The sequence below is a fragment of the Psychromicrobium xiongbiense genome, assembly GCF_030271165.1.
In the GTDB taxonomy this organism is placed as follows: Bacteria; Actinomycetota; Actinomycetes; order Actinomycetales; family Micrococcaceae; genus Renibacterium; species Renibacterium xiongbiense.
The window spans coordinates 89,206-115,330 of sequence record NZ_JASSZH010000017.1 but is presented as its reverse complement, the minus strand read 5'-3'; the positions used below and the strand labels follow the sequence as shown (position 1 = coordinate 115,330).

Sequence of the window (26,125 nt, the reverse complement as noted above, 5' to 3'; positions counted from 1 at the left end):
CACGATAGCGGGGAGCTATCGTGAGGATTCACGCAAACGGCGGGCTGCCGCCTCGATCCGCTCATCACTGGCAGTCAGTGCCAGGCGCACCAACCCCTGCCCGGCGTCACCATAGAAAACGCCCGGGCCGACCAGAATCCCGCGGTCCGCAAACCAGGCCACAGTAGCCCAGGAATCCTCTTCGGCCCGCTCCCCACCGGGAGTCACCCACAGGTAAAGGCCAGCCTCTGATCCGTGGACCACAAACCCGGCATCCTGCATTGCTGCTAGCAAGGTCTCCCTGCGCGCCCGGTACCGGTCCTTCTGCAGCTGAACGTGCGCGTCATCGGCCAGCGCTACGCGCATCGCTTCCTGCACCGGCCACGGGACCATCATTCCGGCGTGTTTGCGGCTGACCAGAAGCGAGGAGATCAGCGCCTGGTCACCGGCGATGAACGCCGCCCGGTAGCCCGCCAGATTCGACTGCTTGGACAATGAGTAGACCGCCAGCAGTCCCTCGGTCGATCCGCCGGACACCTCAGGATCGAGTACCGAGGGCACCCCGGACTCCCACTCGCCCCAGCCCAGCTCGGCATAGCATTCATCGGAAGCCACCACAGCGCCCAGCTCGCGAGCCTGACGGACAATCCTGGCCATCTCCTCCGCCGAGAGCACCTCGCCCGTCGGGTTGCCGGGCGAGTTCAGCCAGACCAGCCGCACGCGGGCGAGCGTATCGGCATCGAGCTCACCGAGGGAATCTGCAGCAACCGGTGTGGCACCGGCCAGCAACGCACCGATGTCATAGGTCGGGTAGGCAACCCTCGGACGCACGACGACGTCTCCCGCGCGCAGACCCAGCAGCAGCGGCAGCCAGGCCACGAGTTCCTTGGATCCGACCGTGGGCAGGACCTGATCCACCGACAGGCCAGGCACTCCACGGCGACGGGCAAACCAGTCGACAATCGCCTGGCGCAGATCCGCGCGACCGGCGGTGGTGGGGTAGCCATGGGCGTCCGTGGCGGCTTTGAGCGCGTCCTGGATCAGCTGCGGCGTCGGGTCGACGGGCGTTCCCACCGACAGATCGACGATGCCGTCCGGGTGCTGCCGGGCGCGTTCAGCATAGGGTGCAACGGCGTCCCAGGGGTACTCAGGCAGATCGAGTCCGAAGGGGCGCGATGCGTTACTCATGCCTGGTTCTGAGGAGGCAGAACGGCGATCAGCGGGTGATCCGTGCCCGTATTGCCGAGCTTGGCAGCTCCGCCAGGGGAACCGATCTCAACGAAGAACTCGACGTTCGCCTTGTAGTAATCGGCCCACTCCTCGGGCACATCGTCTTCGTAGTAGATCGCCTCAACGGGGCAGACCGGCTCGCAGGCACCACAGTCGACACACTCGTCAGGATGGATGTAGAGCGAACGTTCGCCTTCATAGATGCAGTCAACCGGGCACTCTTCAATGCAGGCTTTGTCTTTGACATCCACGCATGGCTGCGCGATAACGTACGTCACGTCCCAACCCTTCTTCTCTGTGTTGACTGGCACCAGGAGGGATCGGCGCTCAGGGTTCCATTATCCCCCACCCGGCTTGCCCAGCCGCGCCACGACGTGGACTGTGAACTTATGTGTGCGAACTGATAGGTGCCAGCCAGGCTCTGTCTGCGGGTGAACAGTGCCGGGCCCGATCGTCGCTGGGCCGGTGTGCGACGATCGGGCCCGGCACTAGCATGGGGGAATGATCCGCCTGCCGCCGCTCAGCCACCTTCCCTGGGAACGTTTACATCCCGGGATGCGCCTGGTGGTCCGTTATCGGCGGGCCGGGCAGGCCGACATCGGGGGTTCGGCAGAACCCTTCACCGATGCCGTGGGCGAGCTCCTCTCCACCGAAGGGTCCCCCGGAGAACCCACGACTGCTGCGTTGAGGGTGCAGACCCGGTGGACCGAGGTCCACATCCCCTGGCAGTCGGTGGTAGCGGTAAAGGAGATTCCGCCGGCGCCGGTGCGAGCCGGAGCTCGGAGCGTCAGTCCGTCGGAGTGACCAGGGTCATCCCAGCCACCTCGATCTCCACCAAGGCACCCGGCGCCACACTGAAGTTGGATCGCGGGGCTCCGGTCATCACGACGTCACCCGGGCCCAGACGGAGCCAGTGACAGACGTATTCCAGGCACTGGCGGATGGTGGACGGCAGATCCCAGGTCCCCGTGGAAACGCGCTCCGCTCCATCGATGCGGACCACCATGGCAACCTCGTCAATACCGCACTCGGTGTCGATCCACGGCCCCAGCGGGGTGTAGCCCTCCCCCCCTTTGCCTTCGAAGTTCCGTGGGTCCAGGACGGCCCGGTCCGGACTGGAAACGTCGTTCACCGCCGTCACACCGAGCACGTACTGGTGGGCTGTTGCTGCCGTCAGGCCGAGAGTATCCTTGCCGATCACCACGGCAATCTCACCCTCGATGGCCGGGATCCCGGCATCCCGGCGCAAGGTGAGTGGGATGCCGGAGGCCACCACGGTCCGCGGACTCTTGAGCCACGCCTGGACCGGGCTGTGATGCTCGGGCCCGTTCTGAGCGATCCCTACCACGATGACGGGCTGGCAGGGGGCCAGCATCTCCCCGTTCAGTGGCTCCGATGGCACCGCATCGGCTGGCGATTCGCCCCGTGCAAAGGCTTCGTAGGGATCCTCCACCGGCAGCCAGTCCGAGCCCTCAGCCCGGACCCAGTGGAAGCCGGCATTGGTTGACAGTCGGGCGAGCCGCATCAGAGCACCGCCATCGCGGTTGGCCTCGAGTTGAGCACAGCAGCCACCGTCAGATCTCGATCTTCGTGATGCGCTGAGTGGTGGCTTCCACGCCCTCGCCGGTCTCGTGGCGGGAGACCTTGACGGCATCGTCCGTGCGGAGCAGGTCGCGTCGCAGCGTCTCCGGGACCAGGAAGGTGGAGCAGGTGGTGATCAGAGCCAGGGTGGCCATGTAGATGGCCAGCAGAATCCAGTCACCCTTGCTCACGGCGATGATGTAGGCACCCAGGACGCCGGCCAGGCCGCCTGCCAGGACCGCGGAGATCTCGCGGGCCATCGCCACGCCCAGGTAGCGGTGCTTATTGCCGAACATCTCCGGCATCATGGCGCACTGCGGGCCAAGCATGGTGTTCACGGCCACGCCGATGCCGATGGCGATCACGAATACCGCCAGCCAGGTGTTGCCGAGAGTAAGCATCCACCACGCGGGGAACGAGTAGAGCAGCATGAAGACGGCGCCGACGCGGTAGATGGTGCGACGGCCGAATTTGTCGGAGAGGTGCCCGGCGAACGGGACGGAGAAGACACCGATCAGAGAGCCGATGGTCACGCCCCAGGCCAGCAGGCCCTTGTCCGCGTTCTTGCCAACCACGGAGACGAAGAACGCCAGGGAGAGAGTCTGGAACATATAGGAGCCGCCGTTCTCCGCCATGCGCAGGCCGATGCCGACGAGGACGCCGGGCAGGCCCTTGGTGAAGATCTCTTTGACGGGCTTGTCCTGGATCTGCTCGTTCTTCTCCAGCACCACGAACGTCGGAGTTTCCTTCAGCTTCGACCGGATGAACAGTGCGACCAGAATCAGCACGAAGGAGAGCAGGAACGGCACGCGCCAGCCCCAGCTCATGAGCTGATCCTTGGGCAGCAAGTTGATCAGCCAGAACACCACGCCAGCCAGCAGGGTGCCGGCCTGGATGCCGATAAACGGTAGCGAGGCGAAGTATCCGCGACGCTTGACCGGGGCGTACTCGGCCATCAGGACGGTGGAGCCGGCCTGCTCGGCGCCGGCACCGAAGCCCTGCAGCAGGCGCAGGACGACCAGCAGGAGAGGAGCCAACAGGCCGACCTGGTCGTAGGTGGGCAGGACGCCGATCAGGGTGGAGGCACCGCCCATGAGCAGGATGGTCACCACCAGAACCCATTTGCGGCCCAACCGGTCACCCAGACGTCCAAAGACGAGGCCCCCGAAAGGACGCGCCAGGAAGCCGACGCCGTAGGTTGCGAAGGCGGCCACAGTCGCCATCGCGGGATCCGCCTGTGAGAAGAACAGAAGGTTGAAGATCAGTGCCGTCGACAGGCCGTAAAGGGCGAAGTCGAAGTATTCGAGAGCGCTGCCGATGCTGGAGGCCAGGGTGGCACGCTGCAGATTCTTGGCGTAATCCGGATCGGAGGCACCCGGGTGTTCAACCGTGTGTACTGAGGTCAATGCCATCTCCTTTGATTGGCTGGAACGAGCGAAATCGACGCAATGATTACGCCTTGTCTCTGCGTGGAGACTACCAGCCCTTTGAACTCTGTTCAACCCCCTGAACATTCCGAGTGCTGTCACCGCGTCGTCAACCCGGGTCAATAGGAGGAATATCCAGCCCAGTCACGCCACCCTCGGCGCCCACGAGGCGCTGGATATGTCGATAAAGAGGGTCCTGCCCCAGCACTGATGCGGCAGATGCCCCCGACCGAAGCCACCGGGGTGCGGCATCCATCATACTGAACATGGTTCCGCATATTGAATGCCACCAGGTGGATCGCTCTGGAAGCTCGGCCGGCGCAGAGGATAGGATTTTCGCTATGACTTTGATCCAGAATTCCCCCGCTCTTGCTCTGACGATCGCCGGCTCCGAAGCGACCGGCGGGGCCGGGGCGCAGGCGGATCTGAAGACTTTTCAGGCCCGAGGGGTCTTCGGTATCGCGGCGCTGACCTGCATCGTTTCCTTCGACCCCAAGGCCGACTGGAATCACCGTTTTGTCCCGGTGGATCCCTCCGTCATCGCCGATCAGCTCGAGGCGATCACGACCGCTTACCCTGCCGAGGTGCTGGACACCGCCAAGATCGGGATGCTCGGCACCCCTGCGACCATCGAGACCGTGGCCTCCATACTGAGCAGCCAGAGCTGGCGCCATCTGGTGCTGGACCCGGTGCTGATCTGCAAGGGCCAGGAACCGGGTGCCGCGCTGGATACGGACCAGGCGCTCAAGCGCGAGGTGCTGCCGCTGGCTACCTTCGTCACCCCGAATCATTTTGAATCGCTCTCCCTCTCCGGCATGGAGGAGATCAGCACCGTCGAGCATCTGGAGGATGCCGCCCGGCGGATTCACGACTCCTCGGGCGCAACGGTGCTGGCCAAAGGCGGGGTGCGGCTGGGCGGAAGCGACGCGGTGGACGTCTTCTACGACGGCACGACGTTGGAGATTCTGCGCGCACCCAAGGTTGGCGAGGTCGCCGTTTCGGGTGCGGGCTGCTCACTCGCTGCGGCCGTGACGGCGGAGCTGGCCAAGGGCGTTGAACCCCTGCAGGCCGCTCGTAACGCCAAGGAATTCGTCACGGCCTCGATCGCGGGCCGGGTCAGCTCCCAGGCTCCGTTCGACGCCGTCTGGCAAGGTGCCCTCTCCGCCTCCTGATGGGTACCTCCTCACTTCCTTCCTCTTTTCTCCGTCCCCCGTCCCTCCCTCTCCCAACTGAGTCTCAGGTTGGAGGGATGGTTGCAGGAAAGAGGCGGGACAGGGGGTGCTGAGGCTGCCCACAGCGCTCTGGCAGGTGACTTGCCTAAGGTGAAAGGGAATCCCCTGCACCCTTCCCCAAGGATCACCATGAACGCTTCAGCGACCCCCGCCGTCTGGTATCGGCGCTCCTTCCGTAACCAGCCACTCTGGCACTGGCTCGTACTGGCCGGCATCATCCTTCTCGCCGTCGTGCTGGAAAGCTGGAACCTGGGGCAGGCCGGGATGTCCGAGTATTACGGAACGGCGGCCCGGAGCATGTCCGAGAGCTGGCGAGCCTTCTTTTTCGGATCCTACGACCCGGATGCGACGATCACCCTGGACAAGCTCTCCGGCTTCCTGGTCCCTCAGGCCCTCTCGGCCCGGATTTTCGGCTTCAACCAGGTCTCGATCACGCTCCCCCAGGTCATCGAGGGCGCCGTCACCGTCTGGGCCGGTTACCGCATCGGCAAAAACTGGGCAGGGCCCCTGGCGGGCCTTCTGGCGGCTGCAGGCTGTGCGCTGACCCCGCTGGCGATCTCGATGTTCGGGCATTCCATGGAAGACGGCATGCTGATCATGTTCTGTGTGCTCGCCGTGATGTCCTGGCAGGATGCGGTGCGCACCGGGAAGCTGCGCTGGCTGGTCCTCTCCGGTGTCTGGGTGGGGCTGGGCTTCCAGGCCAAGATGATGGAGGCCTGGTTCGTGATCCCGGCGCTCGTGCTGGGCTATCTGCTGGTGGTACACCGCTCCTGGTGGTTCAAAATCCGGCATGTGCTGATCTTCGGCGCCGTGACCCTGGTGGTTTCCCTCTCCTGGATGACCGCCATACAGCTGGTCCCCGCGCAGGATCGCCCCTATGTGGACGGCAGCACCAATAACAACATGTACGCCATGGTCTTCGGCTACAACGGCCTGAACCGCTTCATCCCGGAGGCCGTCTCCGGCTCCGTCACGACCGGCCCTGGGCTGGCACAATCCGGCCGGTCCGGCGGGATGCAACCCGGAACAGCCCCGGCCGATGGCGGCCAACAGGCCGGGACGCAGGGTGGCGGCACCCGGGGCGTGCGTGCAGGGCAGCAGCCCGGCGGCGCGGGTGGTTTTCCGGGTGGAAGTTCGGGCGGCTCCGCCTGGAAGCTGCTCAGCGCTCAGTACATCTCACAGATCGGCTGGCTATACCCCGCAGCGCTCTTCGGCCTGTTGCTCAGCGGCATGGCAGTGTTCCGCCGCCGGGCAAGCCAGGGCATCAGCTCCGCCTTCTGGGTCGGCGGCATCTGGCTGGCGACCGGCGTCGTGATCCTGAGCGCCATGACCATCCCACACACCGCCTATCTGGCCATCCTGGCGATGCCGATTGCCGGCCTCTCCGCAGTCGGAGGAGTGCTGATGGCCCGGGCCTACCGTAAAGCCCAGACTCTCCGCCAGGCGTTGCTGCCCGCAGGGGCTCTGGCGATCCAGACTGCCTGGTCCGCCGTGGTGGCCTCGACCAGCGGCCTACTGACCCCCTGGCTGCCACTGGTTATCGCAATGGCCGGGGCCGCCGGGGTACTTGCGCTGACGCTGCCGTGGCTCAGGCAGCTGCCGTCGCTCAATCACCAGGAGGCCCCGGCCGCTGAGCGCCGTGGCTTTGTTCCGGGACAGCTGCTCACCGCAAGCACCGCCCTGGCGATCGCCGCAGTCTTCCTTGGCCCGGCAGCCTGGTCCGCCTCCGTCGTGGTACCCGCGTACGCCGGAACGGCATCGGACGCTTATGCCGGCCCACGGCAGACTGAGGGTGGATTCAGTGGAGGTTTCGGCGGAGCCGGCATGGGCGGCTTTGGTGGCGCTGACGGAGCCGGTACGACGGCCGGGCAGGGACAGCGATCTGCCCCCGGGGCCGGCATCCCTCAGGCGGCTGGCGGCCGCGGCGAGCGCGGAGGGAATCCAGCGGCCGATGGCGCAGCAGGCAACCGCGGCGGCGACCAAGCAGGGGCTGGCTCCCAAGGAGCTGGCGCTCAGGGCGGCGCCGCTGCAGGCGGCCCTTTCGCCGCGGTGACCGGAACCACGCTCACACTCGACGCCGCAGACCAGAAGCTCTATGACTACCTTCATGCGCAGAACCCTGGGGCGCATGTGCTGATGGCCACCGACAGTCGTACGACGGCATCGCGTTTTATCCTCAACACCGGCCAGGAGGTCATCTCCTACGGCGGCTTCAGTGGGACCGTTCCTTCTCTGACTCTGGATCAGTTCACCGCGCTGGTGACCTCCGGCCAACTCAAGTACGTGCTCCTGACCCAACCGGCCGGAAGCACCTCGGACACGGCCTCCTCCGGGCGCGCTGTGGGCGGAATGATGGGTCGGGTGGCATCCACCCCGGAGGCCTCCACCATCCGTGACTGGGTGGCCCAGCATTTCACGGTGGTTCCGGCCAGCGACTACGGATCGGGTTCCGGCACCAGCTCTCTCGGCACGCTCTACGTTTACCAGGGCTGAGTTTACAAGGGCTGATCGGCAGGCTGCGCCTCCCCCGGATCCGCTGTGGACGGACCCGCAGGGGACGAATCCGGTGTGGACGAATCCGGCAGAGTGCGCATCCTGAGCAGAGGTGAGAACACCACGGCCAGTGGCGTCAGCAGACCTGCGAGGGCGCCGATCCAGATGGCTGGAACGGCGCCCAGCAGGGTGCCCAGCACGCCTGCCAGCAGGGCGCCCAGGGGTATCACTCCGAAGACCATGAAGCGGATCGAGGCGTTCATCCGGCCCAGCAGCGCAGGTGGACAGATCCGCTGGCGCATGCTGACCTGCATGACGTTGAAGGCCAGGATAGCGAAACTGGAGACGAATTCCACCGCGATCAGCAGGGACATCTGCCAGAACACGGTCGGCAAGGCGGCAGCCAGTGGAACGCCCAGAGCTGCCACGGACCAGCAGATCGCCGCTACCGGGATCAGTCGCCCTTCCCCCATCCATCGAGCCAGGTGGGGTACCGCCACCGCGCCCAGCACACCGCCGACGGAGCCCACAGAGAGCACGATGCCGAGCCCCACCGCACCGAGGTTCAGCTCCCGCAGGAGCAGGATCGGTATCAGCGTGCCCGTGATGTTGCCACAGAAATTGGCCCCGGCCACGGTCAGGACGATGCGCCGCAGCAGTGGTTGATGCAGCACATAGGCCAGTCCTTCGCGAATCTCCACGCCCAGCGACCGCCGTTGCTCCACCGGATGCCGGTCCTCGCGGACCCGTACCCGCCACAGACACAGTGCAGAGACGGTGTATCCCAGCGACTCCGCTACGAACAGCACCGGGGCACTGAGTACCGTGAGCACGGCACCGCCCAGGCTGGGACCGGCCACCCGCGCCACCTGAGCCGTCCCTTCCAGCCTCGAATTGGCATCCGGCACCTGCGACCGTTCCACCAGAAACGGAATGACGCTCTGGTAGGAGACATCAAAGAACACCGTGGCCACGCCCACCACGAGCGCCACCAGATACAACTGCCAGATGTGCAGCAGGCCAGACCACCAGAGCACAGGGATCGCCAGCATCGCCACCGCACGGACGGCATCGGCCGCAATCATGACCCGCCGTTTTCGCCAGCGGTCCACCCAGGCACCAGCGGGCAGGCCGACCACCAGGAAGGCGATTGTCCCCGCGGCCCCGAGCAGGCCGACATCGAACTCGCTCGCGTTGAGAAGTCCGACGGCGAGCACCGGCATGGCGAGCAAACCCAGTTGCGTGCCCAATTGGCTGATCCCCTGGCCGGACCAGAACCGCAGGAAGTTCCCGCTGCGCCACAGCGATGGTGAGGTCATGATCCCAGTCTCAGCGACCGATTGGTTTAAGTCAATCAGTCGGTGGGAGCCCTCTAGACTGGTGGTATGAGCGCATCAGAGGAGGAACTGAACCAGGCAAGGATCAAAGCACTTTCCTCCAGCGTGCGGCTGCGGATCCTGCGCCTGTGCCTGCACGCGGCCAGAACCAACCGGGAAATCGCTCAGCTCATGGAGATGAATCCTGCCACGGCCCTGCATCACGTCCGAACCCTGGTCAGCACCGGATTCCTGGAGGCGCAAGCCGAGCGCCCGGGCAAACAGGGCGCCCGGGAAATCCCCTATCTGGCGACTCGACGCTCCTTCCGCCAGGAGGTCCCCGGAATTGCACCGATCCTCATTGAAACCTTGATGCAGGAGGTGGAGGGCCTGCCTCCCGAGGAGATTGAGGTGACCCGACTGGGTCTCATGCTCAATGCAGAGCACCAGGCGGAACTCAGGGATCGGCTGGAAACACTGACCAATGAATACGCGGCCCGGCCGGCCGATCCGGACGGCAGCCCGACCTCGCTGTTCATGGTGCATCACCCGGACCGCTCAGCAATCTCTCTCGACCCACCACCCAACTGAGTCGCAGCGTAGTGGCGCAAAAATCGCGAATTTCCAGCAACTACTGCTGTGAGGTTGGGAGGTTGGGAGAGACAGCCGGACGGGATGCACGACGGCGGCCCACCACGCGGATCATGACCATCACCGCCAGATACAGCACGGTGACCCCGGCCAGGCCATAGAGCCACACTCTGCCGGGAAGATTGTCCAGAATCAGCCCCAGCATGCCGTGCGGCATCGAGAGCCAGAGACTCATCAGATAGGCCAGCACACCGACCAGCGCGCCCAGCAGGACGGAACGGGCCCAGCTGCCGATCATCACCATCGCGGAAGCGGCCAGCAGCACGGCCAGCGAAGCACCCCACGGCCATCCACCGGCGACCCGCGAGTGCAACAGGGTGCCCAGCAGTGCCACCACGACACCGACGACGACGGCGCACAGCGTCCGGCCCAGCCAGTCACTCGCCGTAGAGCGCGGAGCAGTGGCTTCCACGCCAGCGTTCCCGCGCCCAGCATTCCCGCGCCCATGGCGCACGGTCTGGAAACCCTCGCGGGCACTCACGGGAGCGAACTTGCCGTCGCCGGCCGCCATCGAGCTCCCCTGGATCACCATCTGGCTGCGATGCGCGGCCATGGCCTGAAGCTTGGTGTGCAGATCGCCTTCCACCCAGAGAGTGGCGAGTTCCTCCTGCGCCTGACGATCAGCAGGGCGGTCCGAGTGGATCACGTGGACCAGCGGCACATCCCAGGCCTCGGCCGTGGAGGCCTCCAACGCAGAGGGCGAGCGCTGCAGCGATTCCGGCTCGGCAGCCAACTCGATGGCGCGCAGAGTGAGCTCATGGGTGCGCATATGGTCTGGATGCCCATAGCCACCATCAGGGGCATAGCTGACCACCACATCCGGGCGCATCCGGCGAATATACGCTGCCGCATGGGCACTGGGGATCTCCAGCGGCATCCGGCTCAGGGCCAGTGGATCGTTCAGCGCCAGCGGGTCCGGCTGGGCACGCCCATCGGACCCCCAGGACATCCCGGAGTCCCGGAAAATCCTGGGCTCCGACCCCTCAGCGAGTGCGGGCCATTCGCCCAGAAAGGCACGCCCGTTGATGCCGAGCACCCGGCTGGCCTGATCAAGCTCCGCGCTGCGCAGCTGTCCGAGGGCCGCACCGCCGTCGTTGAGGCTCTGGCCTTCGCGCGCAGGGCCATACTCTGTGGCGGGCTTGGGCAATCCCTGTTCCAGATGCCTGATGTCTTCCGGCAGCACCTCGCCCAGCTCGCCACGGGTGTTGGTGAGCAGGTCCACCTGAACGCCCCGGCCAGCCAGCAACGCCATCGTGGCACCGGTACTGATCGACTCATCATCCGGGTGCGCATGGATGAACAGTACCCGGTAGCGGCCGTCCGGAGCAGAGGGCTGGTCCGGAAGGAAACCGAACGGCAGAAAACCAGCACCGGGCGAGCCCGGCACGGTGGTGCCGGGCTCGCCCGGTGTGAAGGAGGGAACGCCCATCAGTGGTGGTCCGGGCTGCTTAGCCCTGAGCTGCAGCCTGGTTGCGGGAACGGTTGGCCTTGACACGCTCGGAAGCGGTCAGAATCACCTTGCGGATGCGGATCGCCTCCGGGGTGACCTCCACACATTCGTCCTCGCGGGCAAACTCGAGGGACTCTTCGAGGGTCAGCACCCGCGGCGGAGTGAGGTTCTCGAAGCTGTCCGAGGAGGCAGCGCGCATATTGGTGAGCTTCTTCTCACGGGTGATGTTGATGTCCATGTCATCAGCGCGGGAATTCTCGCCAACGATCATGCCCTCGTACACCTCAGAGGTGGGCTGGACAAAGAAGGAGCCACGCTCCTGCAGGTTGATCATCGCAAACGGTGTCACCACACCGGCACGGTCGGAGATCAGCGAACCGTTGGTGCGGTACTCGATCGGGCCAACCCAAGGTTCATAGCCCTCGGAGATGGAGGAGGCGATGCCGGCGCCGCGGGTGTCCGTGAGGAACTTGGTGCGGAAGCCGATCAGGCCACGGGCCGGAACGACGAATTCCATCCGGCACCAGCCGGTTCCGTGGTTGGCCATATTGGTCATCCGGCCCTTGCGGGCAGCCATCAGCTGGGTGACTGCGCCCAGGTACTCTTCCGGAACGTCGATGGTCATGTGCTCCATCGGCTCGTTGACCTTGCCCTCGATGACCTTGGTGACCACCTGCGGCTTGCCCACGGTCAACTCGAAGCCTTCGCGGCGCATCTGCTCCACCAGGATGGCCAGGGCCAGCTCGCCTCGGCCCTGCACCTCCCAGGCATCGGGGCGCTGGGTGGGCAGCACGCGGAGCGAAACGTTACCGATCAGCTCCTTGTCCAGACGATCCTTGACCTGACGGGCCGTGACCTTGGCACCCTTGACTTTGCCAGCCAGCGGCGAGGTATTGATACCGATCGTCATGGAGATCGCCGGGTCATCGACCGTAATGAGCGGCAGCGGCTGCGGGTTGTCGACGTCGGTCAGGGTTTCACCGATGGTGATGTCCTCGATGCCGGCGACTGCCACGATCTCTCCGGGGCCGGCCGACTCGGCGGGCACGCGCTCCAGAGCCTTGGTGGCCAGCAGTTCAGTGATCTTGACGTTCTTCAGGGTCCCGTCGTGCCGGGCCCAGGCCACCGTCTGCCCCTTGCGGAGCGTGCCGTTGAAGATGCGCAGCAGCGCCAGACGCCCCAGGAACGGGGAGGCGTCCAGATTGGTCACATGCGCCTGGAGCACACCTTCGGGATCGTAGGTCGGGGCCGGGATGTGTTCAATGATGGTCTTGAACAGTGGTTCCAGATCCTCGTTGTCCGGGGCCGAACCGTTGGCCGGCTTCTCCAGCGAGGCGCGCCCCACCTTAGCGGCGGCGTACACCACGGGAACCTCAAGCACCTTGTCCAGATCCAGGTCCGGAACCTCATCGGCCAGATCCGAAGCCAGACCGAGCAGCAGGTCCATCGACTCGTGAACGACCTCATCGATCCGCGCATCGGGACGGTCGGTCTTGTTGACCAGCAGGATCACCGGAAGGTGCGCGGCCAGTGCCTTACGCAGCACAAAGCGGGTCTGCGGCAGCGGGCCCTCAGAGGAGTCCACCAGCAGCACGACGCCGTCCACCATGGACAGGCCGCGCTCCACCTCACCACCGAAGTCGGCGTGGCCCGGGGTGTCGATCACGTTGATGGTCACGGTCTCGCCGTTAGAGGACGGACCGTTGTAGGCCACCGTGGTGTTCTTGGCCAGAATGGTGATGCCTTTTTCCCGCTCCAGGTCACCGGAGTCCATGACGCGGTCGGCCACTTCACCGTGTTCGGCAAAGGAGTGCGTCTGCTTGAGCATGGCATCCACCAGGGTGGTCTTGCCGTGGTCCACGTGCGCCACAATGGCAACATTGCGCAGGTCGTTACGGGAGGCTGTCTTAGTCTCGGACTTAGTCTCGGACATGCGTGAGGACTCGATTCGGTGATCGGAGGCGGGATGACGAAAGACGGCAGGGCCGGTCAGACCCCGACGCCAGCGTTACAACCCCCCATTCTAGCCGCGTCCGACGACCTCACCCAAACGCATGGGCTACTACACCCAGCGAATGGTGTCTGATCTCACAGTTGGCAGTCCGCGCCGCATGCGTCATGATAAGGCAAGAAGTAGCCGCCGTGAGTGCGGTCAGAGGGGGAACATATGGGTGCCTGGGAGGCGGGTCGCATGCTGCGCAGGCCGTGGCTCCTCAGCGCCCTCGCAGCCGCTCTGGTAGTCCTGACCTTGCTCTTCGGCCAGTCGTTGGGGCGTGCCGCTGGCGCGCCCTTGGCTGGCGCGCGGGCCCTCTCAACGCTGATCAGCCCCGATGCGACTACCCTGGCCGGTGATGGCGCCCGGATCCGGAATCCGCTGACCAATCGGGTGGAGCTGGTTCGCGCCGGCATGCCGAGCACTGCCGTATTGATCGGCGATTCACAGTGTGCAGGGGCGGCCGGAATTCCGGGCGATCACACCTGGCCGCAGATGGCGCTCACCAGCCTGGGCTATAGCGTCTCCTTCCACGGCGTCCCGGGCACGGGTTACGTCGCCGCGAACTCCCGCGGCCAGGATTACCCGGACGCCCTGCTCTCCGGCCAGTGGGTGCTCCCCTATGCCGGCCCACGGGCAGCCAACGCTCCCCTGGTGGTGATTGAAGGTGGAGGCAACGATGCCGCCCTCGGCGCCACCGATGCGCAGATCACCGCCAACGCCCAGCGGCTGGTGACGGAGCTGCGCAGGACCTACCCGGCATCGGCCATGGTGATGATCGGCACGCTGGGCCGTGGTGAGAATTTCGGTGGCGGTCGCCGCAGCCAGGTGGATGGCCTGCTCAAAGGATTCGCTGCGACGCAGCGAATCCCCTTTGTCAGCGTGGGCGACTGGCTCACCCGCTACAACGTGGCTCAGGATCTGGCGGATGCGGTCCATCTGAACGAGACCGGGCACCGCATTCTGGCCCAGGTGCTGCGTAACGCCTTCATCACTGCAGGCATCGTGGGCCCTGCGGGACAGATGCAGGCACACCGTGCCAGCCTTATCCCCCAGCCCTGATTCCGACTGTTCTGGCTTTACTCTGATTAACGCCGTGTGGCCGGCATCGTGAGATTGACGATGCCGGCCACACGAGCACAGTGAATCAGGACGCTTCTTCCATAGCCAACAGTTCCTCACGCATCTGACGGCGTTCCTGCTGAGCCTGCGGGTCCGGCAGCGGCACCGCCGCCAGCAGACGCTGCGTGTAGGCCTGCTGCGGATCCTGCAGAATCTGCTCCCGGGTTCCCTGCTCAACGATCTTGCCGCGCTGCATCACCACAATGCGATCCGCCAGGTAGTCCACCACGGCGAGATCGTGAGTGACGAAGAGGCAGGCGAAGCCGAGTTCCTTCTGCAGGTTCTGCAGAAGATCCAGCACCTTGGCCTGCACCGAGACGTCCAGTGCCGAGGTCGGCTCATCAGCAACCATGAGCTTGGGCTTGAGCGAGAGAGCGCGGGCGATACCGACACGTTGCTTCTGGCCGCCGGAGAGCTCATGCGGGTACCGGTTGCGGTAGTTGCGGGGCAGCTCCACCTGGTCCAGGAGGTCCTCGATCCGCTTCTGCAACGCCGGTCCCTTGGCGACCTTGGCCAGGAACATCGGTTCCCCGATGCTCTCACCGATCGGCAACCGCGGGTTCAGCGAGGACGATGGGTCCTGGAAGACCATGCCGACGCTCTTGCGCACCGTGTGCAGCAGGCGGCCATTCTTCTTCGCAGCCGTGATGTCCTCGCCCACCACGCGCAAGGTGCCTTCAGCGACCGGCAGCAGCCCCACGGCGGCCCGACCGATCGTCGTCTTACCGGAACCGGATTCGCCCACCAGGCCGACCACCTGGCCGGGGTAGATCGTCAGATCAGCCCCTTCCACGGCGCGAAACGCGGCAACCCTGCCCTGCTTGGGGTATTCGATCGCCACATTCTTCAACTCCAGCACGGGAGCTTCGGTGCGGGTCTCTTCGGCCCGGTGCTTCCCTTCCCCCTCGGGCACGGGCTCGGTCATCTCCAAGACCTCCACCGTGGCGCTCTGCTCGCTGCCGCGCCCCAGGTGCGGGACGGCGGCCAGCAGGGCCTGCGTATAGGGGTGCTGAGGCCGGTAGAAGATGTCCTCCGCCGTGCCGGTTTCCACGATCAGGCCCTTACGCATCACCGCAATGCGATCCGCCAGGTCGGCCACCACACCCATATCGTGGGTGATCAGCACAATGGCGGAATCCAGCTTGTCCTTCAGATTGCGCATCAGGTCAAGGATTTCGGCCTGGACCGTCACGTCCAATGCGGTCGTCGGCTCATCGGCGATCAGAAGTTTCGGATCACAAGAGAGCGACTGGGCGATCATGGCGCGCTGGCGCTGACCACCGGAGAGCTGGTGTGGATAGGATTTGAAGGCCTTCTCCGGATCCGGCAGCTCCACCAGTTCCAGCATTTCCAGGGCGCGTACGCGTGCCTGCTCCGGTGAGATCTCGTTGTGCATGCGCAAGGTCTCAATGATCTGGAACCCCACGGTGTACACCGGGTTCAGTGCCGTCATCGGCTCCTGGAAGATCACGGCAACCTCGCCGCCACGGACCCGGCGCAGCTTGGCGGGCGCGGCGTTGAGGATCTCGTCGCCGTTGAGCTTCACCGAGCCACGCACCCGCGTGTTGTCCGGCAGCAGGCCCAGAACGGCCATCGAGCTGGCGCTCTTGCCGGAACCGGATTCACCCACGATGGCGAGTACCTCACCGGCCTTCACCTCATAGTTGAGTCCGATGGCGGCAGGCACCCAGCGCTTGTCCACGCCGAAGTCCACCGAGAGGTCCTTGACCTCGAGGACGGTGGCGCCGGGAGTGGTCCGTGCCGTGGCGGGAACCGGGGCTGCGAAGCCTGCCGCAACATCATCGAGAATTTCCTCGATCTCGCCCACGGTGTTCTCTGCGTTATCGGGGGTTTCCCGCTCCGGGGAGTTCCCTGCGTTGACGTCGGTCATGATGAAATCCTGTTCCTTCCGTGCTGGATCGCAGCAACGTCGAGGTTGCTTGGCACAGCAAGCCTGAACATCGAATGTGCCCGCAGCCGGGCGGGAATTCGTGACACTGAGGTGGAGACTGTCACGATAGAGCCATGACTGACGAGCCCATGACAGACCAGCACTTTCGGCCCCGGAACGGCAAGATCCTGGGTGTGGTGCTGTGGGTGGTCGCCGCGGCTGGCCTGATCGTGCCCCTGATCACCAGGTTCAGCCTGACCGATGTGCTGCTGGCCCTGCCGATCGTAGGCCTGCTGGCCTTCTGCGGCTACTGGCTTTTCTGGTACCCGGAGGTCGTGGTAGGCAGCGACTCGGTGACGCTGGTGAACCCGGTCCGCACCATCGAGGTGCCCTGGGAGGCGCTCATCACGGTGGACACTAAATTCGCCCTGACCCTGGTTACTCCGGTGGGCAGGTTCAGCGCCTGGGCGGCACCGGCTCCCGGCGTGGTCACCACGTACCGGAGCAAGCCCGGAGACGCTCAGGGCCTGCCCTCGACCACGTACGGCGCACAGGGAAGTCTGCGACCCGGCGATCTCAAGCGCAGCGACTCCGGCGCGGCGGCCTATCTGGTCCGCAGCCGCTGGGCGGCCCTGGCCGAAGCCGGAGCCCTCGACGTCGATCACACCGAGAACGCTGTGGTGAGCCGCCAGGTGCACTGGCCGCTGGTGGGCATTGCAGGCGTGCTGGTGGCGGCCGTCATCGTGCTGGGCGCCCTGTCCTTCTGAGCACCCAGCGATACAAGCTGAGTGAGTGCCGATCATGAGGCCTGGTCGGCTTTCCTGGCGTGGCGTGCGCTGAACTTCTTCTGGCGCGGATCGAAGGCATCGCGCAGACCATCACCGATGAAGTTGATGCACAAGCAGATCACCACGATGAACAGGCCGGGGAACCAGAACAGCCAGGGCCGGGTGGAGAACGCTTCCTGGTTCTGCACCACGAGCGAGCCCAGCGAGATATCTGGTGCCCGCACACCGAGTCCGATGTAACTCAGACCGGCCTCCAGCAGGATGGCCGAGGACATCAACAGCGTCGTGTTGACGATGATCACGCCGATCGCGTTCGGCAGAATGTGCTTGAAAACAATGCGGGAGTTGGAGGCACCGGCGATCCGCGCGGCGTCCACAAACTCACGCTCACGCAGGCTGAGGAACTCTCCACGGACCAGACGGGCCAGGCCCACCCAGATGGCAAGTGCCAGAAACACTCCCAGAAGCACCACGCCGAAGTTGTTCTGCAGCCAGGCGAACATCTCAGCGATGAAATCGCGCTGCTCGATGATGGAACCGTCGGCCTGCACTTTGGTGCTGCCCACGCTGGCCTTATTGGCAATCTGGCCCAGCACAGCAGCCGTGACGATCACCGGGATGATGATGATGGCATCCGTGATGCGCATCAGCACCGTCTCCACCCAGCCGCGGAAGTAACCGGCCAGCGCGCCCACCACCACACCGATGAAGGCCGCGATAATACCGATGGTGAACATCACGATGATGGACAGCTGGGCTGCACGCATGGTCATCGCGAACATATCGCGACCCACCCGGTCCTGGCCGAAGGGATGGTCACCGAAGCTGAACGGGAAGGTGTAAGTCGGCGCCGCGTCGTTGACGATGTCACCAACGTCCGTGTAGCTGTACTTCCACCAGCCGGGAATGTTGATCCATCCCCAGAGCTTGATGCCGGAGGCACTGAAGACCAGAACGGTCACCAGGACGAAAATCACCAGGGCGACCATGGCGGCCGTGTGGCCGAAGAAGCGCTTGCGGATGATCTGGCCCTGGCTCAGGCCCTTAGTCTCTTGAATATCTTCGATACCGGCGGCAGGGACCACCGCTTCGATCTGATCGTCGCCCGGTTCAAAAGGCACCAGCGTCGTCATGATTTCACCTTCACTCGGGGATCGAGGGCGGAGTACACCAAGTCCGCCAGCAAGTTGAACACCAGGGCTGTGATCGCGACGACCACAAAGAAGCCCATCACGGGATTCGGGTCAACCCGCTGCAGACCCTGGGCGAACATCTGGCCCATACCGGTGAAAGAGAACACCGATTCCGTGATCACCGCACCACCGATCAGACCGCCGATATCGAAGGCCACCACGGTGGCCAGCGGGATCAGCGCATTGCGGAAGGCGTGACGCATGACGACGGTGCGCTCGGAGAGGCCCTTGGCCCGCGCCGTGCGGATGTAGTCCATGTTCATGATTTCCAGCATGGAACCACGGGAGTACCGCGTGTAGGAGGCGATGGAGATCAGGATCAGCGCAATCGTGGGCAGCAGAAGGTGGGTGAACTGATCCAGACCCTGAGCCCAGAAGTCACCCTGGAAGTTCGGAGTGCTCGCACCGATCGTGGCAATAGGCCGCCCGCGCGTGGCGTCATAGTAGCCCGGCCAGGCCTGCATGAAGCGATCCAGCGTGATGAGGAGCCCCATCAGGAAGGCGGTGAGCCCCGCGGAACGCATGTTCTGACCCCGGTCGTAACCGCCAAAGAAGTAACCGACTGCGACGCCCACTCCCACGGCGACGACGGCAAGAATCACCATCATGAGGAAGGTCGCCTGATTCAGAAGGGCTGGCAGAGCGAAGTAGAGGACGACGCCGATGCCCACGGTGGTCAGTGACGAATAGAGGGCTTTACGGTTTTTGAGGCCCGCAGAAAGCGCAGTGACGCCGAAGGCAACGCCGACCCCGCTGAGTGCAAGAACCACCGGGCCGAGCCCGGGGGTGCGCAACCAGCCGGTGAGTGACATGTAGAACATGACTGCCGCGACCACCGCTGCGGTGGCACCGAAGGCGATCCACCGTCCCTTCCAAGCACCCTTGGCGACCGCCATCGCGATCAGGCCGAAGACCAGCGCCACTGCGATGATCACCGGTATCGGAATCTCCGGGTTTTTAAGGAAGGTATTGAAGCTGATGGCTCCGAATTCTTTCAGGAGCACGGCGGCCCAGAAGATCGGCAGCGAGAAGAACAGGAAGGCCATGAACGTGACGCCGTAATCGAGCGCGCTGTACTGGCGGAGTGCGGTGATGATTCCGATGCTGATACCGATGACGATGGCCAGCAACGTTGCTGTTGTCACCAGGGTCAGGGTCTGCACGATGGCAAGACCCAGTTGTTCAGTCACCGGTTGGCCTTGCAGATTTTTTCCCAGATCGCAGGCATTGGCGAAGGGAATCAGGCAGCCGGCTGCACCGCGGAGCCACACAAAGTAGCGCAGGGGTGCGGGGACGTCGAGATGGAGCAGATCGCTGCGCGACTGGATAAGTGCGGCTTTATTGGGGTTGTTGCTGGTACGCAACTCTTCCAGCGGATCGCCAGACGCTGCAGTCAGGAGATAGACCACGAAAGAAGCGCCAAGCAGAATGAGTGCGGCTGTGATGAGCCTTCTCACAATGTAGCTGAGCATAAGGACCTCGAGAGGGTACATGATCGGGCGTGACACAGCAGTTTACTCCACGCCCAGAGGCGTCCTGTCGCGCTGCATCATCCGGATGGTCGGATGGAACCAGAGGGGCGCCAGGACTTTCAAAGTCCTGGCGCCCCTCCACGGAAGGATCAGTCACTGCCCGGGTTGGATGCCCCGGCCAGCATGACGGACTATCTGCCTATTTGGCAGTCCAGTCCCAGACATTCCACCAGACGCCGGTCTGCGTCGGATTGTAGCTGACACCGGCAACCTTGTCGCTGTAGGCATCCATACCAACGGTCTGGAACAGCGGGAGGCCGTAGCCCGTGGACCAGATCTGCTTGTCGATCTGGGTCATCAGATCGTTCTGCTTCGCCGGATCAACAGCCTTGATCAGCTGTGAGCAGAGCTCATCGGTCTTGGGGTCCGAGTAGGTGTTGAAGTTGTTGCCAGCGTTGGACTTGAACAGCTGCGGGATGTTCGCAACGCCAACGCCCGAGTTGATCCAGCCGAAGACAGTGGCATCGTAGCCGCCCTTGCCCAGAGCCTTGGACCATTCCGACTTGCCGAGACCGCCATCGACGATCTTGAAGCCGGCCTTGGTGGCGGACTGCGCGATCAGCGTGTAGGAATCCAGACGGTTCGGGTTGTCCTTGTTGTACATGATACGAACCGTCGGGGTGGCACCGTTGAGCAGCTTCTTAGCGCCGTCAATATCCACGGCCGAGTAGTCAGCGGAACCATTACCCTTCACGGAGTTCGCGTAGGGATCCTGCTGCGGCAGGAAGGTCTCCGAATCCAGGACCTTGGCGTTGGGATCCAGCGGCGTGATGATCTTCTTGAGGATGTCCGCACGCGGAACGGTCTTCATGAAGGCCTTGCGCACGTTCTCGTCGGCAAAGACGCCTGTGTAGTTCAGGTCAAGGTGATCGTAGGAGAGCTGGTTGCCCTTGTCCGCGGTCACGCCCTGGCTCTTGAGAGCATCAAGCTGAGCCACGGTATCAGCGGAAGCCTGCGGTGCGATGATGTCTGCCTCGCCGTTCTTCAGTGCCGCGATCTGTGCAGATGCGCTGGAGATGTAACGAACGGTGATCTGGTCCAGGTGCTGAGTCGGGCCCCAGTTGTAGTCGTTGTTCTTCACCAGGGTGATCGACTGATCCGGCTGCATGCTCTTGACGACGTACGGGCCGTTCGAGAGCGAAAGGCTCGTATCCGAGGGGAGCTGCTTGGTATCAAAGCCGGTGTTCCAGAAATCGGCGGCCTTCTTCAGCGCGGCGACAGGGGCGGCGGGCTTGGTGGGATCACCCTTGGGGGTGTTCTTGAGCAGGTCCGTCAGAGCAGCCGCATCCTTGAGGCCGGCCTTGGTGGCGACGACGTGAGCAGGAACGTCGATGACCGGAATGCCCAGCGCGACTTCCCAGTCAGCGTAGGGCTCCGAGTACTTGATGGTGATGGAGTGGTTGTTGTCGCCGATTTCCGGGAAGGTCGTCAGCGCCAGGCCGGAGGTATCCGCCGCCGGCTGGAAGTAGGTAGTGCCGGTCTTGGCTTTAGGATCTGCGTCGTCGTAGTAGCCGGAGCCGGAAGCCCAGGCCAGGACGAGGTCGCTCGCATCCACCGGGCTGCCGTCGGACCACTTGACGCCATCGTTGACCGTGTACTTGACGGTCAGCGGGCTGTCCGAGAGCTTCTCGATCTTGCCGAACTTGGTGTTACGGACCACTTTGAGCTTGTTGTCGATGTAGCCGAAGCCCGAGTGGGTCGCGTAGGCGATCTTCGAGTTCGTGTCGACGTTGTTCTCGGTGAAATTGCTGTTGAACGAGGTGAAGCCATTGACTTCAACCACGGTTGCCGATCCACCGGATTTGCCGGTGTTAGCGGCAGTGGAACCGCCCCCGCTAGGGTTCCCAGCGCAGGCGCTCAGCGCGAGCGCGGCGATTGCCGCGACGCTGAGTGCTTTCGAAACACGTCCAAAACGCATTTCGCCTCCTCAGTTGTTAGGTGCTTGTGACCAAAACATGGCTGCTTCGGCCGGCCGGCCCAACATCACAGGGATGTATGGGCCAACTCACATGATGTAGAGCGTAGACCGATCAAGTTACCGATGGGTAAAAGATCCTTCCTTCGGGTCATGGTTGTTATGGAGATGCAACCTTAAGTTCAGCGTTTCGTCGCTCGATTGCCCCCTCCAGTCCATCCCGCTGGACCTCATCCGACTCCCGCTCCTAGGTGCTACTAGCTCCGCTCTGCCCCGCACTAGACTCCAGCAGATGAACCCTTCGCCAACGAGCACCACCCCCAGCACGCTCCACGCGCCGCTTAAGTCTCAGTTCGAAATTTTTCTCGATGAGCACCGCGAAGCGCTGAACTCCTGCCTGGAGGGGCTCACCGAGGAGCAGGCGCGCAGGCAGCTGGTGCCATCGCGAACTACCCTGTTGGGCCTGGTGAAGCATGCCGTCTTCGTGGAGAAGGTCTGGTTCGATGAGGCCATCAGCGGACGGAGCCGGGCGGAGATCGGCATTCCTGACACGCCGGATGAATCCTTTGTCCTGGAGGACACGGACACCATCGCCTCCGTCCGCGAGGAGCATCGCACCACCTGGGCTGCATCCCGGGCAGCTGCTGCCACCCTGGACCTGGATGATCTGGTGACCGGAAATCGGCGAGGACCGCTCCCCTTGCGATGGGTCTACCTGCACATGCTGCGCGAGCTGGCCCAGCACTGCGGGCATGCCGACATTTTGCGCGAACAAGTTCTCGCGGAGCCGTCCTGAGCTTCTTCCCCTCCGTCGAGTGGTGACGTATGGCCCCTAACACGCGGTGTTAGGGGCCATACGTCACCACTCGACGGAGGATTCTCAGGCCGGAGTGTTCAATGTTGATCGATTCTGACGGAGACATTGTGGTTTGAATCACGTATGACTAGCGTGAGCGTATTCTTCACCCTGTTTTTGTTCTGCTGATTTCCCTGCTCACAATGCCAGATTCGGTCCGTCCTGGAGACGGACGCACCTCCAAGGATGACGTTCCGATGCCTCTTAGCCCCTCACGCCGTTCTTTCCTCCTCGGTGCAGCAGCGGCGGCAGCCGCTTTCGCCCTCCCCCTGCCTGGTGCCGCCGCCATCACTGCCGATCGCTTCAGCGTTCTGGTGGATCGCCGTCGTGATTTCCTGACCGGCGGCTCGGTGGCCGCCACTCACCCAGCCCTGGCTCAGAAGCGATCTACCATCGATGCCTCAGTGACCGCTCTTCGGGCCTCCTTCAATCGCAGTGCGGGACGCACCAACCTATGGCCAAATCTTCCGCTGGACAAACTCGGCTCGCTGGCCTCGCACACTGACAACATGGGCCTGACCTTCAATCAGATCACCTCTCTGGCGCTCGCCTGGGCCTCTGCTGGCAGCATCCACCACGCAGACTCGGACCTGCTGATCGACATCGCCGGGGCACTGACCTTCATGGCAGGCAAATACACCCAGGCCACGAAGAAGGCCGGGAACTGGTGGTTCTGGGAAATCGGCGCCCCGCGCCAGGTCGCCGACACCCTGACGCTGCTGGGAGACTCAGCGCCGACCGACCCTGCGACGCAGCTGATCACCGCAGTGCGGTTCTTTGCCCCCGATCCTAATAAGCGCACCGGAAGCACTCTGCAGGAGACCGGGGCCAACCGCTCGGACAAGGCGCTGGCCTGTATTGCCCGCGGCCTGGTGTCCAGAAATGCCGACGATGTGGCCCTGGGCCGCGATGCGCTCTCCGATGTCAGGGGCGGTGGGAAGCTCAGCCTCTTCGCTCTGGTCAGCTCCGGCGACGGGTTCTACGCCGACGGCTCCTTCATCCAGCACGGCGGCCTGCCCTATTCCGGAACCTACGGTGGAGTCGCGATCTCCGGCGTCGCCGAATGCATGGCCATGCTGGCCGGCAGCGAATGGGCTGTTGCTGACCCGGCAATGGGCAACCTCCTGGACGCGATCGACAAGACGTTCGCCCCGTTCCAATGGGATGCCCGCACCATGGACACCACTCGTGGACGTGCAGTCTCCCGCCAGTTCTCCCGGGACTACGATTCAGGTTTCGCTATCGCCACCGCCGTCCTGGTGCTGGCCGAATCCGGCTCCAGCGCGCAGCGCGATCACTGCCGCGCACTAGTCAAGGGCTGGCTCAGCCGCACCACCGACCAGAATGTGGGAGCCAACAGCCAGGGGCTCGCCGCCTCGGCGCGCAGTCTGGCGGTCCTCGACGACGCCTCTGTCATACCGCCGGGGCCGCGCATCGGCATCACCAACACCTACACCCAGGAACGCATGGTGCAGCACCGTGGAGACTGGGCCGCCGTCGTGAGCACCTCTTCGAAGCGGATCGGCCGCTACGAATGGGGCAATCTGGAGAACAGTCTGGGCTGGTACCAGGGCGATGGCGTCTTCTACCTCTACCATCGGGCCGATCCGACACAGTTCTCCGCCGATTTCTGGCCGACCGTTGACCCTTACGCACTGCCGGGCATCACCGTCAACGGCGAACTGCGCCAGAGCGGTGCTGCCGCCGGAACCGGAATCCCCACGGCGCTCAATTCCTATGCCGGAGGTGTGACGCTTGGCGGCGAGATCGGCACCACGGCGATGGACCTGCAGAACGCCACCAAGAAGCTCTCTGCCAATAAGTCCTGGTACTTCCTGAAGGACTCGGTGGTCTGCGTCGGCTCCGGCATCACCGATTCTTCCGGGACCACAGTGCGCACCATGGTGGAAAACCGCGGCTTCGCACCGGGGAACCTTCCCGCGGTCCATTGCGACGGTGCGCCGCGCACCCTGAACGACACTTTGCAGTCAGCCTCCTCGGTTCATGTCGAGGGGCACGCCGGATTCGTGGCGCTTACCCCCGATTCCCTGGCACCGCAGACCCTGGGTGTCCGCTCCGAATCGCGCACAGGAACCTGGCAGGCGATCAATTCCGGAGGCGACACCGGGGGAACCACCGATCCGGTCAATCGGGACTTCCTGCGTATTGAGCAGGCGCATCCGGCCGCCGACGGCTGGTACGCCTACCAGGTACTGCCCCTTGCCAGCGCCGATCAGACGGCAGCCGCCGCCCAGAGTCCGCAGGTGCGGGTGCTCGTCGCCGACCGCTCCTGCCACATCATCGACGCGGCTGGGGGACGGCTGGGCCACTTCTTCACCGCCGGAACCTGGGCTGGCTACACGGCCAGCGGGCCCTGCGCCATCGGCCACCGGACCACCCCGGCACCGGTGGCCGGAGGCGGACCCGGGCGGACCGGCATCGTGCGCCAGGCGGTGGCCGGGGCACAGCTCACCGAAGTGGTGCTTGCTCAGCCGACCAGGGCCGGCGGCACCGTGACGGTGACCTTTCCCTTCGATGCGCCTGGCACCACGCTGAGCATCGACCCAGGGGTGACCGTGACCTCCACTTCCCCGTTGACGCTCACCGCCGTGATGGACACCCTCCGTGGCGGCGAACGGCGGGTGACCTTTGCCAGCATGGCCACCTCGGAGGCGGTCACGGTGCGCTTTGTGGACGGCAATGGCACCTCGGTAGCACCGGATCAGTCCCTCACCGGAGCGCTGGGTGACGCCTACACCGCCACCGCGGCGACGCCGGATGCCTACCGCCTGGTGACCACCCCGCAGAACGCGAGCGGAACCTTTGGTGATCAGCCCGTCACCGTGACCTTTGTCTATGAGGCAGCTGCCCCGGCGGCAGATCCGTCCCCGGCGGCCTCTTCTGGTTCCGTGGGCTCGGCGCCATCCGGCGCAGCCCCTGCCGCTCCCTCAACTGATTCCGGAGACTCCGACTCGCTGGCCAGCACCGGCATCGATCTGTTCGGGCTCGGCCTGGGCGCAGCAGCAGCAACGGCCGCCGGGGCCACGGTGCTGGGCGTGTACCGGGCCCAGATGGTGCGCACCCCTGAGCCCGCCGCTACGGTCACCGACGATGCCGCCGCGGGTGAGCTGCTCTGAGCCTGCCCTTGCACTGATCCCCGGCGGCTGGCTAGGTTCGCAGAGAGCGTGCCTCGCCGAGGCCGGTAGCGTGAAAACCAGCAGCGTGAAGAGCAGCAGTGCGAAAGTAGCGCCAGGATCCGCAAACGACTCGGGGGGTGCGCCCATCGGTGCCATCGCTGATGCGTCCGTGGCACTTTGCGCTGGCCTTCGGGCTGGTGGCCGGGGCCGGGGAGTTCATTGGCTATGGACTGCGGGTGGTTCTGGCTACGCCGCGCAGCGCACCGGCCGCTACTGAACCTGGACCATTCTGGGCTACGGACTGAGGTATTGAGCGTGCCGTTGATCGGCGTCACCGGA

General features: G+C 64.4%; 20 protein-coding genes. 9 read left to right on the top strand and 11 right to left on the bottom strand.

Features of this window, described 5'->3' with window-relative positions; genetic code table 11:
* Nucleotides 1-15 precede the first annotated feature (15 nt).
* Nucleotides 16-1,167: a succinyldiaminopimelate transaminase gene (gene dapC, locus QQM37_RS07065; RefSeq protein WP_285725961.1), complete on the bottom strand. Its 1,152-nt coding sequence runs from the start codon at nucleotides 1,165-1,167 to the stop codon at nucleotides 16-18.
* Nucleotides 1,164-1,487: a ferredoxin gene (gene fdxA, locus QQM37_RS07060; RefSeq protein WP_285725959.1), complete on the bottom strand. Its 324-nt coding sequence runs from the start codon at nucleotides 1,485-1,487 to the stop codon at nucleotides 1,164-1,166. Before fdxA ends, dapC begins: the two co-directional genes overlap by 4 nt.
* Before the next feature lie 223 nt (nucleotides 1,488-1,710).
* On the opposite strand from fdxA, the gene QQM37_RS07055 reads away from it, so the two are divergent.
* Nucleotides 1,711-2,013 (top strand): putative acetyltransferase, encoded by a 303-nt coding sequence (locus QQM37_RS07055; protein WP_285725957.1) that lies wholly within the window; start codon nucleotides 1,711-1,713, stop codon nucleotides 2,011-2,013.
* Here the strand turns inward: QQM37_RS07055 and QQM37_RS07050 are convergent.
* Nucleotides 1,997-2,734, bottom strand: coding sequence for a fumarylacetoacetate hydrolase family protein (locus QQM37_RS07050; RefSeq protein WP_285725955.1), 738 nt, complete (start codon nucleotides 2,732-2,734; stop codon nucleotides 1,997-1,999). The genes QQM37_RS07055 and QQM37_RS07050 overlap by 17 nt on opposite strands.
* A gap of 49 nt (nucleotides 2,735-2,783) precedes the next feature.
* The gene (locus tag QQM37_RS07045; RefSeq protein WP_285725953.1) at nucleotides 2,784-4,202 is read right to left on the bottom strand and encodes an MFS transporter; all 1,419 of its coding nucleotides are present in this window, start codon (nucleotides 4,200-4,202) and stop codon (nucleotides 2,784-2,786) included.
* Nucleotides 4,203-4,558: 356 nt separating this feature from the next.
* Between QQM37_RS07045 and QQM37_RS07040 the strand changes: the two genes are divergently transcribed.
* Entirely contained in the window at nucleotides 4,559-5,389 is an 831-nt protein-coding gene (locus QQM37_RS07040; protein WP_285725951.1) for a hydroxymethylpyrimidine/phosphomethylpyrimidine kinase, read from the top strand.
* 189 nt (nucleotides 5,390-5,578) lie between these two features.
* On the top strand, nucleotides 5,579-7,942 hold the full coding sequence (locus QQM37_RS07035; RefSeq protein WP_285725949.1) for an ArnT family glycosyltransferase: 2,364 nt from the start codon (nucleotides 5,579-5,581) through the stop codon (nucleotides 7,940-7,942).
* Nucleotides 7,943-7,944: 2 nt separating this feature from the next.
* On the opposite strand, the gene QQM37_RS07030 is transcribed toward QQM37_RS07035, so the two are convergent.
* Complete coding sequence (locus QQM37_RS07030) at nucleotides 7,945-9,261, bottom strand: MFS transporter (RefSeq protein ID WP_285725947.1); 1,317 nt, start codon at nucleotides 9,259-9,261, stop codon at nucleotides 7,945-7,947.
* A gap of 66 nt (nucleotides 9,262-9,327) precedes the next feature.
* Here QQM37_RS07030 and QQM37_RS07025 point away from each other — a divergent pair, with 66 nt between their 5' ends.
* Nucleotides 9,328-9,849 carry an ArsR/SmtB family transcription factor gene (locus tag QQM37_RS07025; protein WP_285725945.1) on the top strand — a complete coding sequence of 174 codons (522 nt, stop codon included), beginning with the start codon at nucleotides 9,328-9,330 and terminating at the stop codon, nucleotides 9,847-9,849.
* Nucleotides 9,850-9,889: 40 nt separating this feature from the next.
* On the opposite strand, the gene QQM37_RS07020 is transcribed toward QQM37_RS07025, so the two are convergent.
* Nucleotides 9,890-11,404: a PIG-L family deacetylase gene (locus QQM37_RS07020; RefSeq protein WP_285725944.1), complete on the bottom strand. Its 1,515-nt coding sequence runs from the start codon at nucleotides 11,402-11,404 to the stop codon at nucleotides 9,890-9,892.
* On the bottom strand, nucleotides 11,358-13,292 hold the full coding sequence (gene typA, locus QQM37_RS07015; protein ID WP_285725942.1) for a translational GTPase TypA: 1,935 nt from the start codon (nucleotides 13,290-13,292) through the stop codon (nucleotides 11,358-11,360). The genes QQM37_RS07020 and typA overlap by 47 nt, the downstream gene beginning before the upstream one ends.
* Before the next feature lie 258 nt (nucleotides 13,293-13,550).
* Between typA and QQM37_RS07010 the strand changes: the two genes are divergently transcribed.
* The gene (locus QQM37_RS07010; protein WP_285725940.1) at nucleotides 13,551-14,414 is read left to right on the top strand and encodes an SGNH/GDSL hydrolase family protein; all 864 of its coding nucleotides are present in this window, start codon (nucleotides 13,551-13,553) and stop codon (nucleotides 14,412-14,414) included.
* Between the two features lie 85 nt (nucleotides 14,415-14,499).
* Here QQM37_RS07010 and QQM37_RS07005 read toward each other — a convergent pair whose 3' ends face one another.
* Nucleotides 14,500-16,365 (bottom strand): ABC transporter ATP-binding protein, encoded by a 1,866-nt coding sequence (locus QQM37_RS07005; RefSeq protein ID WP_285725938.1) that lies wholly within the window; start codon nucleotides 16,363-16,365, stop codon nucleotides 14,500-14,502.
* Nucleotides 16,366-16,499: 134 nt separating this feature from the next.
* Between QQM37_RS07005 and QQM37_RS07000 the strand changes: the two genes are divergently transcribed.
* On the top strand, nucleotides 16,500-17,132 hold the full coding sequence (locus QQM37_RS07000) for a PH domain-containing protein (protein ID WP_285725935.1): 633 nt from the start codon (nucleotides 16,500-16,502) through the stop codon (nucleotides 17,130-17,132).
* Nucleotides 17,133-17,164: 32 nt separating this feature from the next.
* Here QQM37_RS07000 and QQM37_RS06995 read toward each other — a convergent pair whose 3' ends face one another.
* From QQM37_RS06995 to QQM37_RS06985, 3 genes are all read right to left on the bottom strand, one after another.
* Nucleotides 17,165-18,286, bottom strand: coding sequence for an ABC transporter permease (locus QQM37_RS06995; protein WP_285725933.1), 1,122 nt, complete (start codon nucleotides 18,284-18,286; stop codon nucleotides 17,165-17,167).
* Nucleotides 18,283-19,818 carry an ABC transporter permease gene (locus QQM37_RS06990; RefSeq protein ID WP_285725983.1) on the bottom strand — a complete coding sequence of 512 codons (1,536 nt, stop codon included), beginning with the start codon at nucleotides 19,816-19,818 and terminating at the stop codon, nucleotides 18,283-18,285. The genes QQM37_RS06995 and QQM37_RS06990 overlap by 4 nt, the downstream gene beginning before the upstream one ends.
* 199 nt (nucleotides 19,819-20,017) lie before the next feature.
* On the bottom strand, nucleotides 20,018-21,796 hold the full coding sequence (locus QQM37_RS06985) for an ABC transporter family substrate-binding protein (RefSeq protein ID WP_285725931.1): 1,779 nt from the start codon (nucleotides 21,794-21,796) through the stop codon (nucleotides 20,018-20,020).
* A 289-nt stretch (nucleotides 21,797-22,085) separates the two neighbouring features.
* On the opposite strand from QQM37_RS06985, the gene QQM37_RS06980 reads away from it, so the two are divergent.
* The 3 genes from QQM37_RS06980 (at nucleotide 22,086) to QQM37_RS06970 (ending at nucleotide 26,091) form a co-directional block, all read left to right on the top strand.
* Nucleotides 22,086-22,589 carry a DinB family protein gene (locus QQM37_RS06980; protein ID WP_285725929.1) on the top strand — a complete coding sequence of 168 codons (504 nt, stop codon included), beginning with the start codon at nucleotides 22,086-22,088 and terminating at the stop codon, nucleotides 22,587-22,589.
* 257 nt (nucleotides 22,590-22,846) lie between these two features.
* Nucleotides 22,847-25,786 (top strand): polysaccharide lyase family 8 super-sandwich domain-containing protein, encoded by a 2,940-nt coding sequence (locus QQM37_RS06975; RefSeq protein WP_285725927.1) that lies wholly within the window; start codon nucleotides 22,847-22,849, stop codon nucleotides 25,784-25,786.
* 137 nt (nucleotides 25,787-25,923) lie between these two features.
* Nucleotides 25,924-26,091, top strand: a complete 168-nt coding sequence (locus tag QQM37_RS06970; protein ID WP_285725925.1) for a hypothetical protein — start codon at nucleotides 25,924-25,926, stop codon at nucleotides 26,089-26,091.
* Nucleotides 26,092-26,125: the final 34 nt, after the last annotated feature.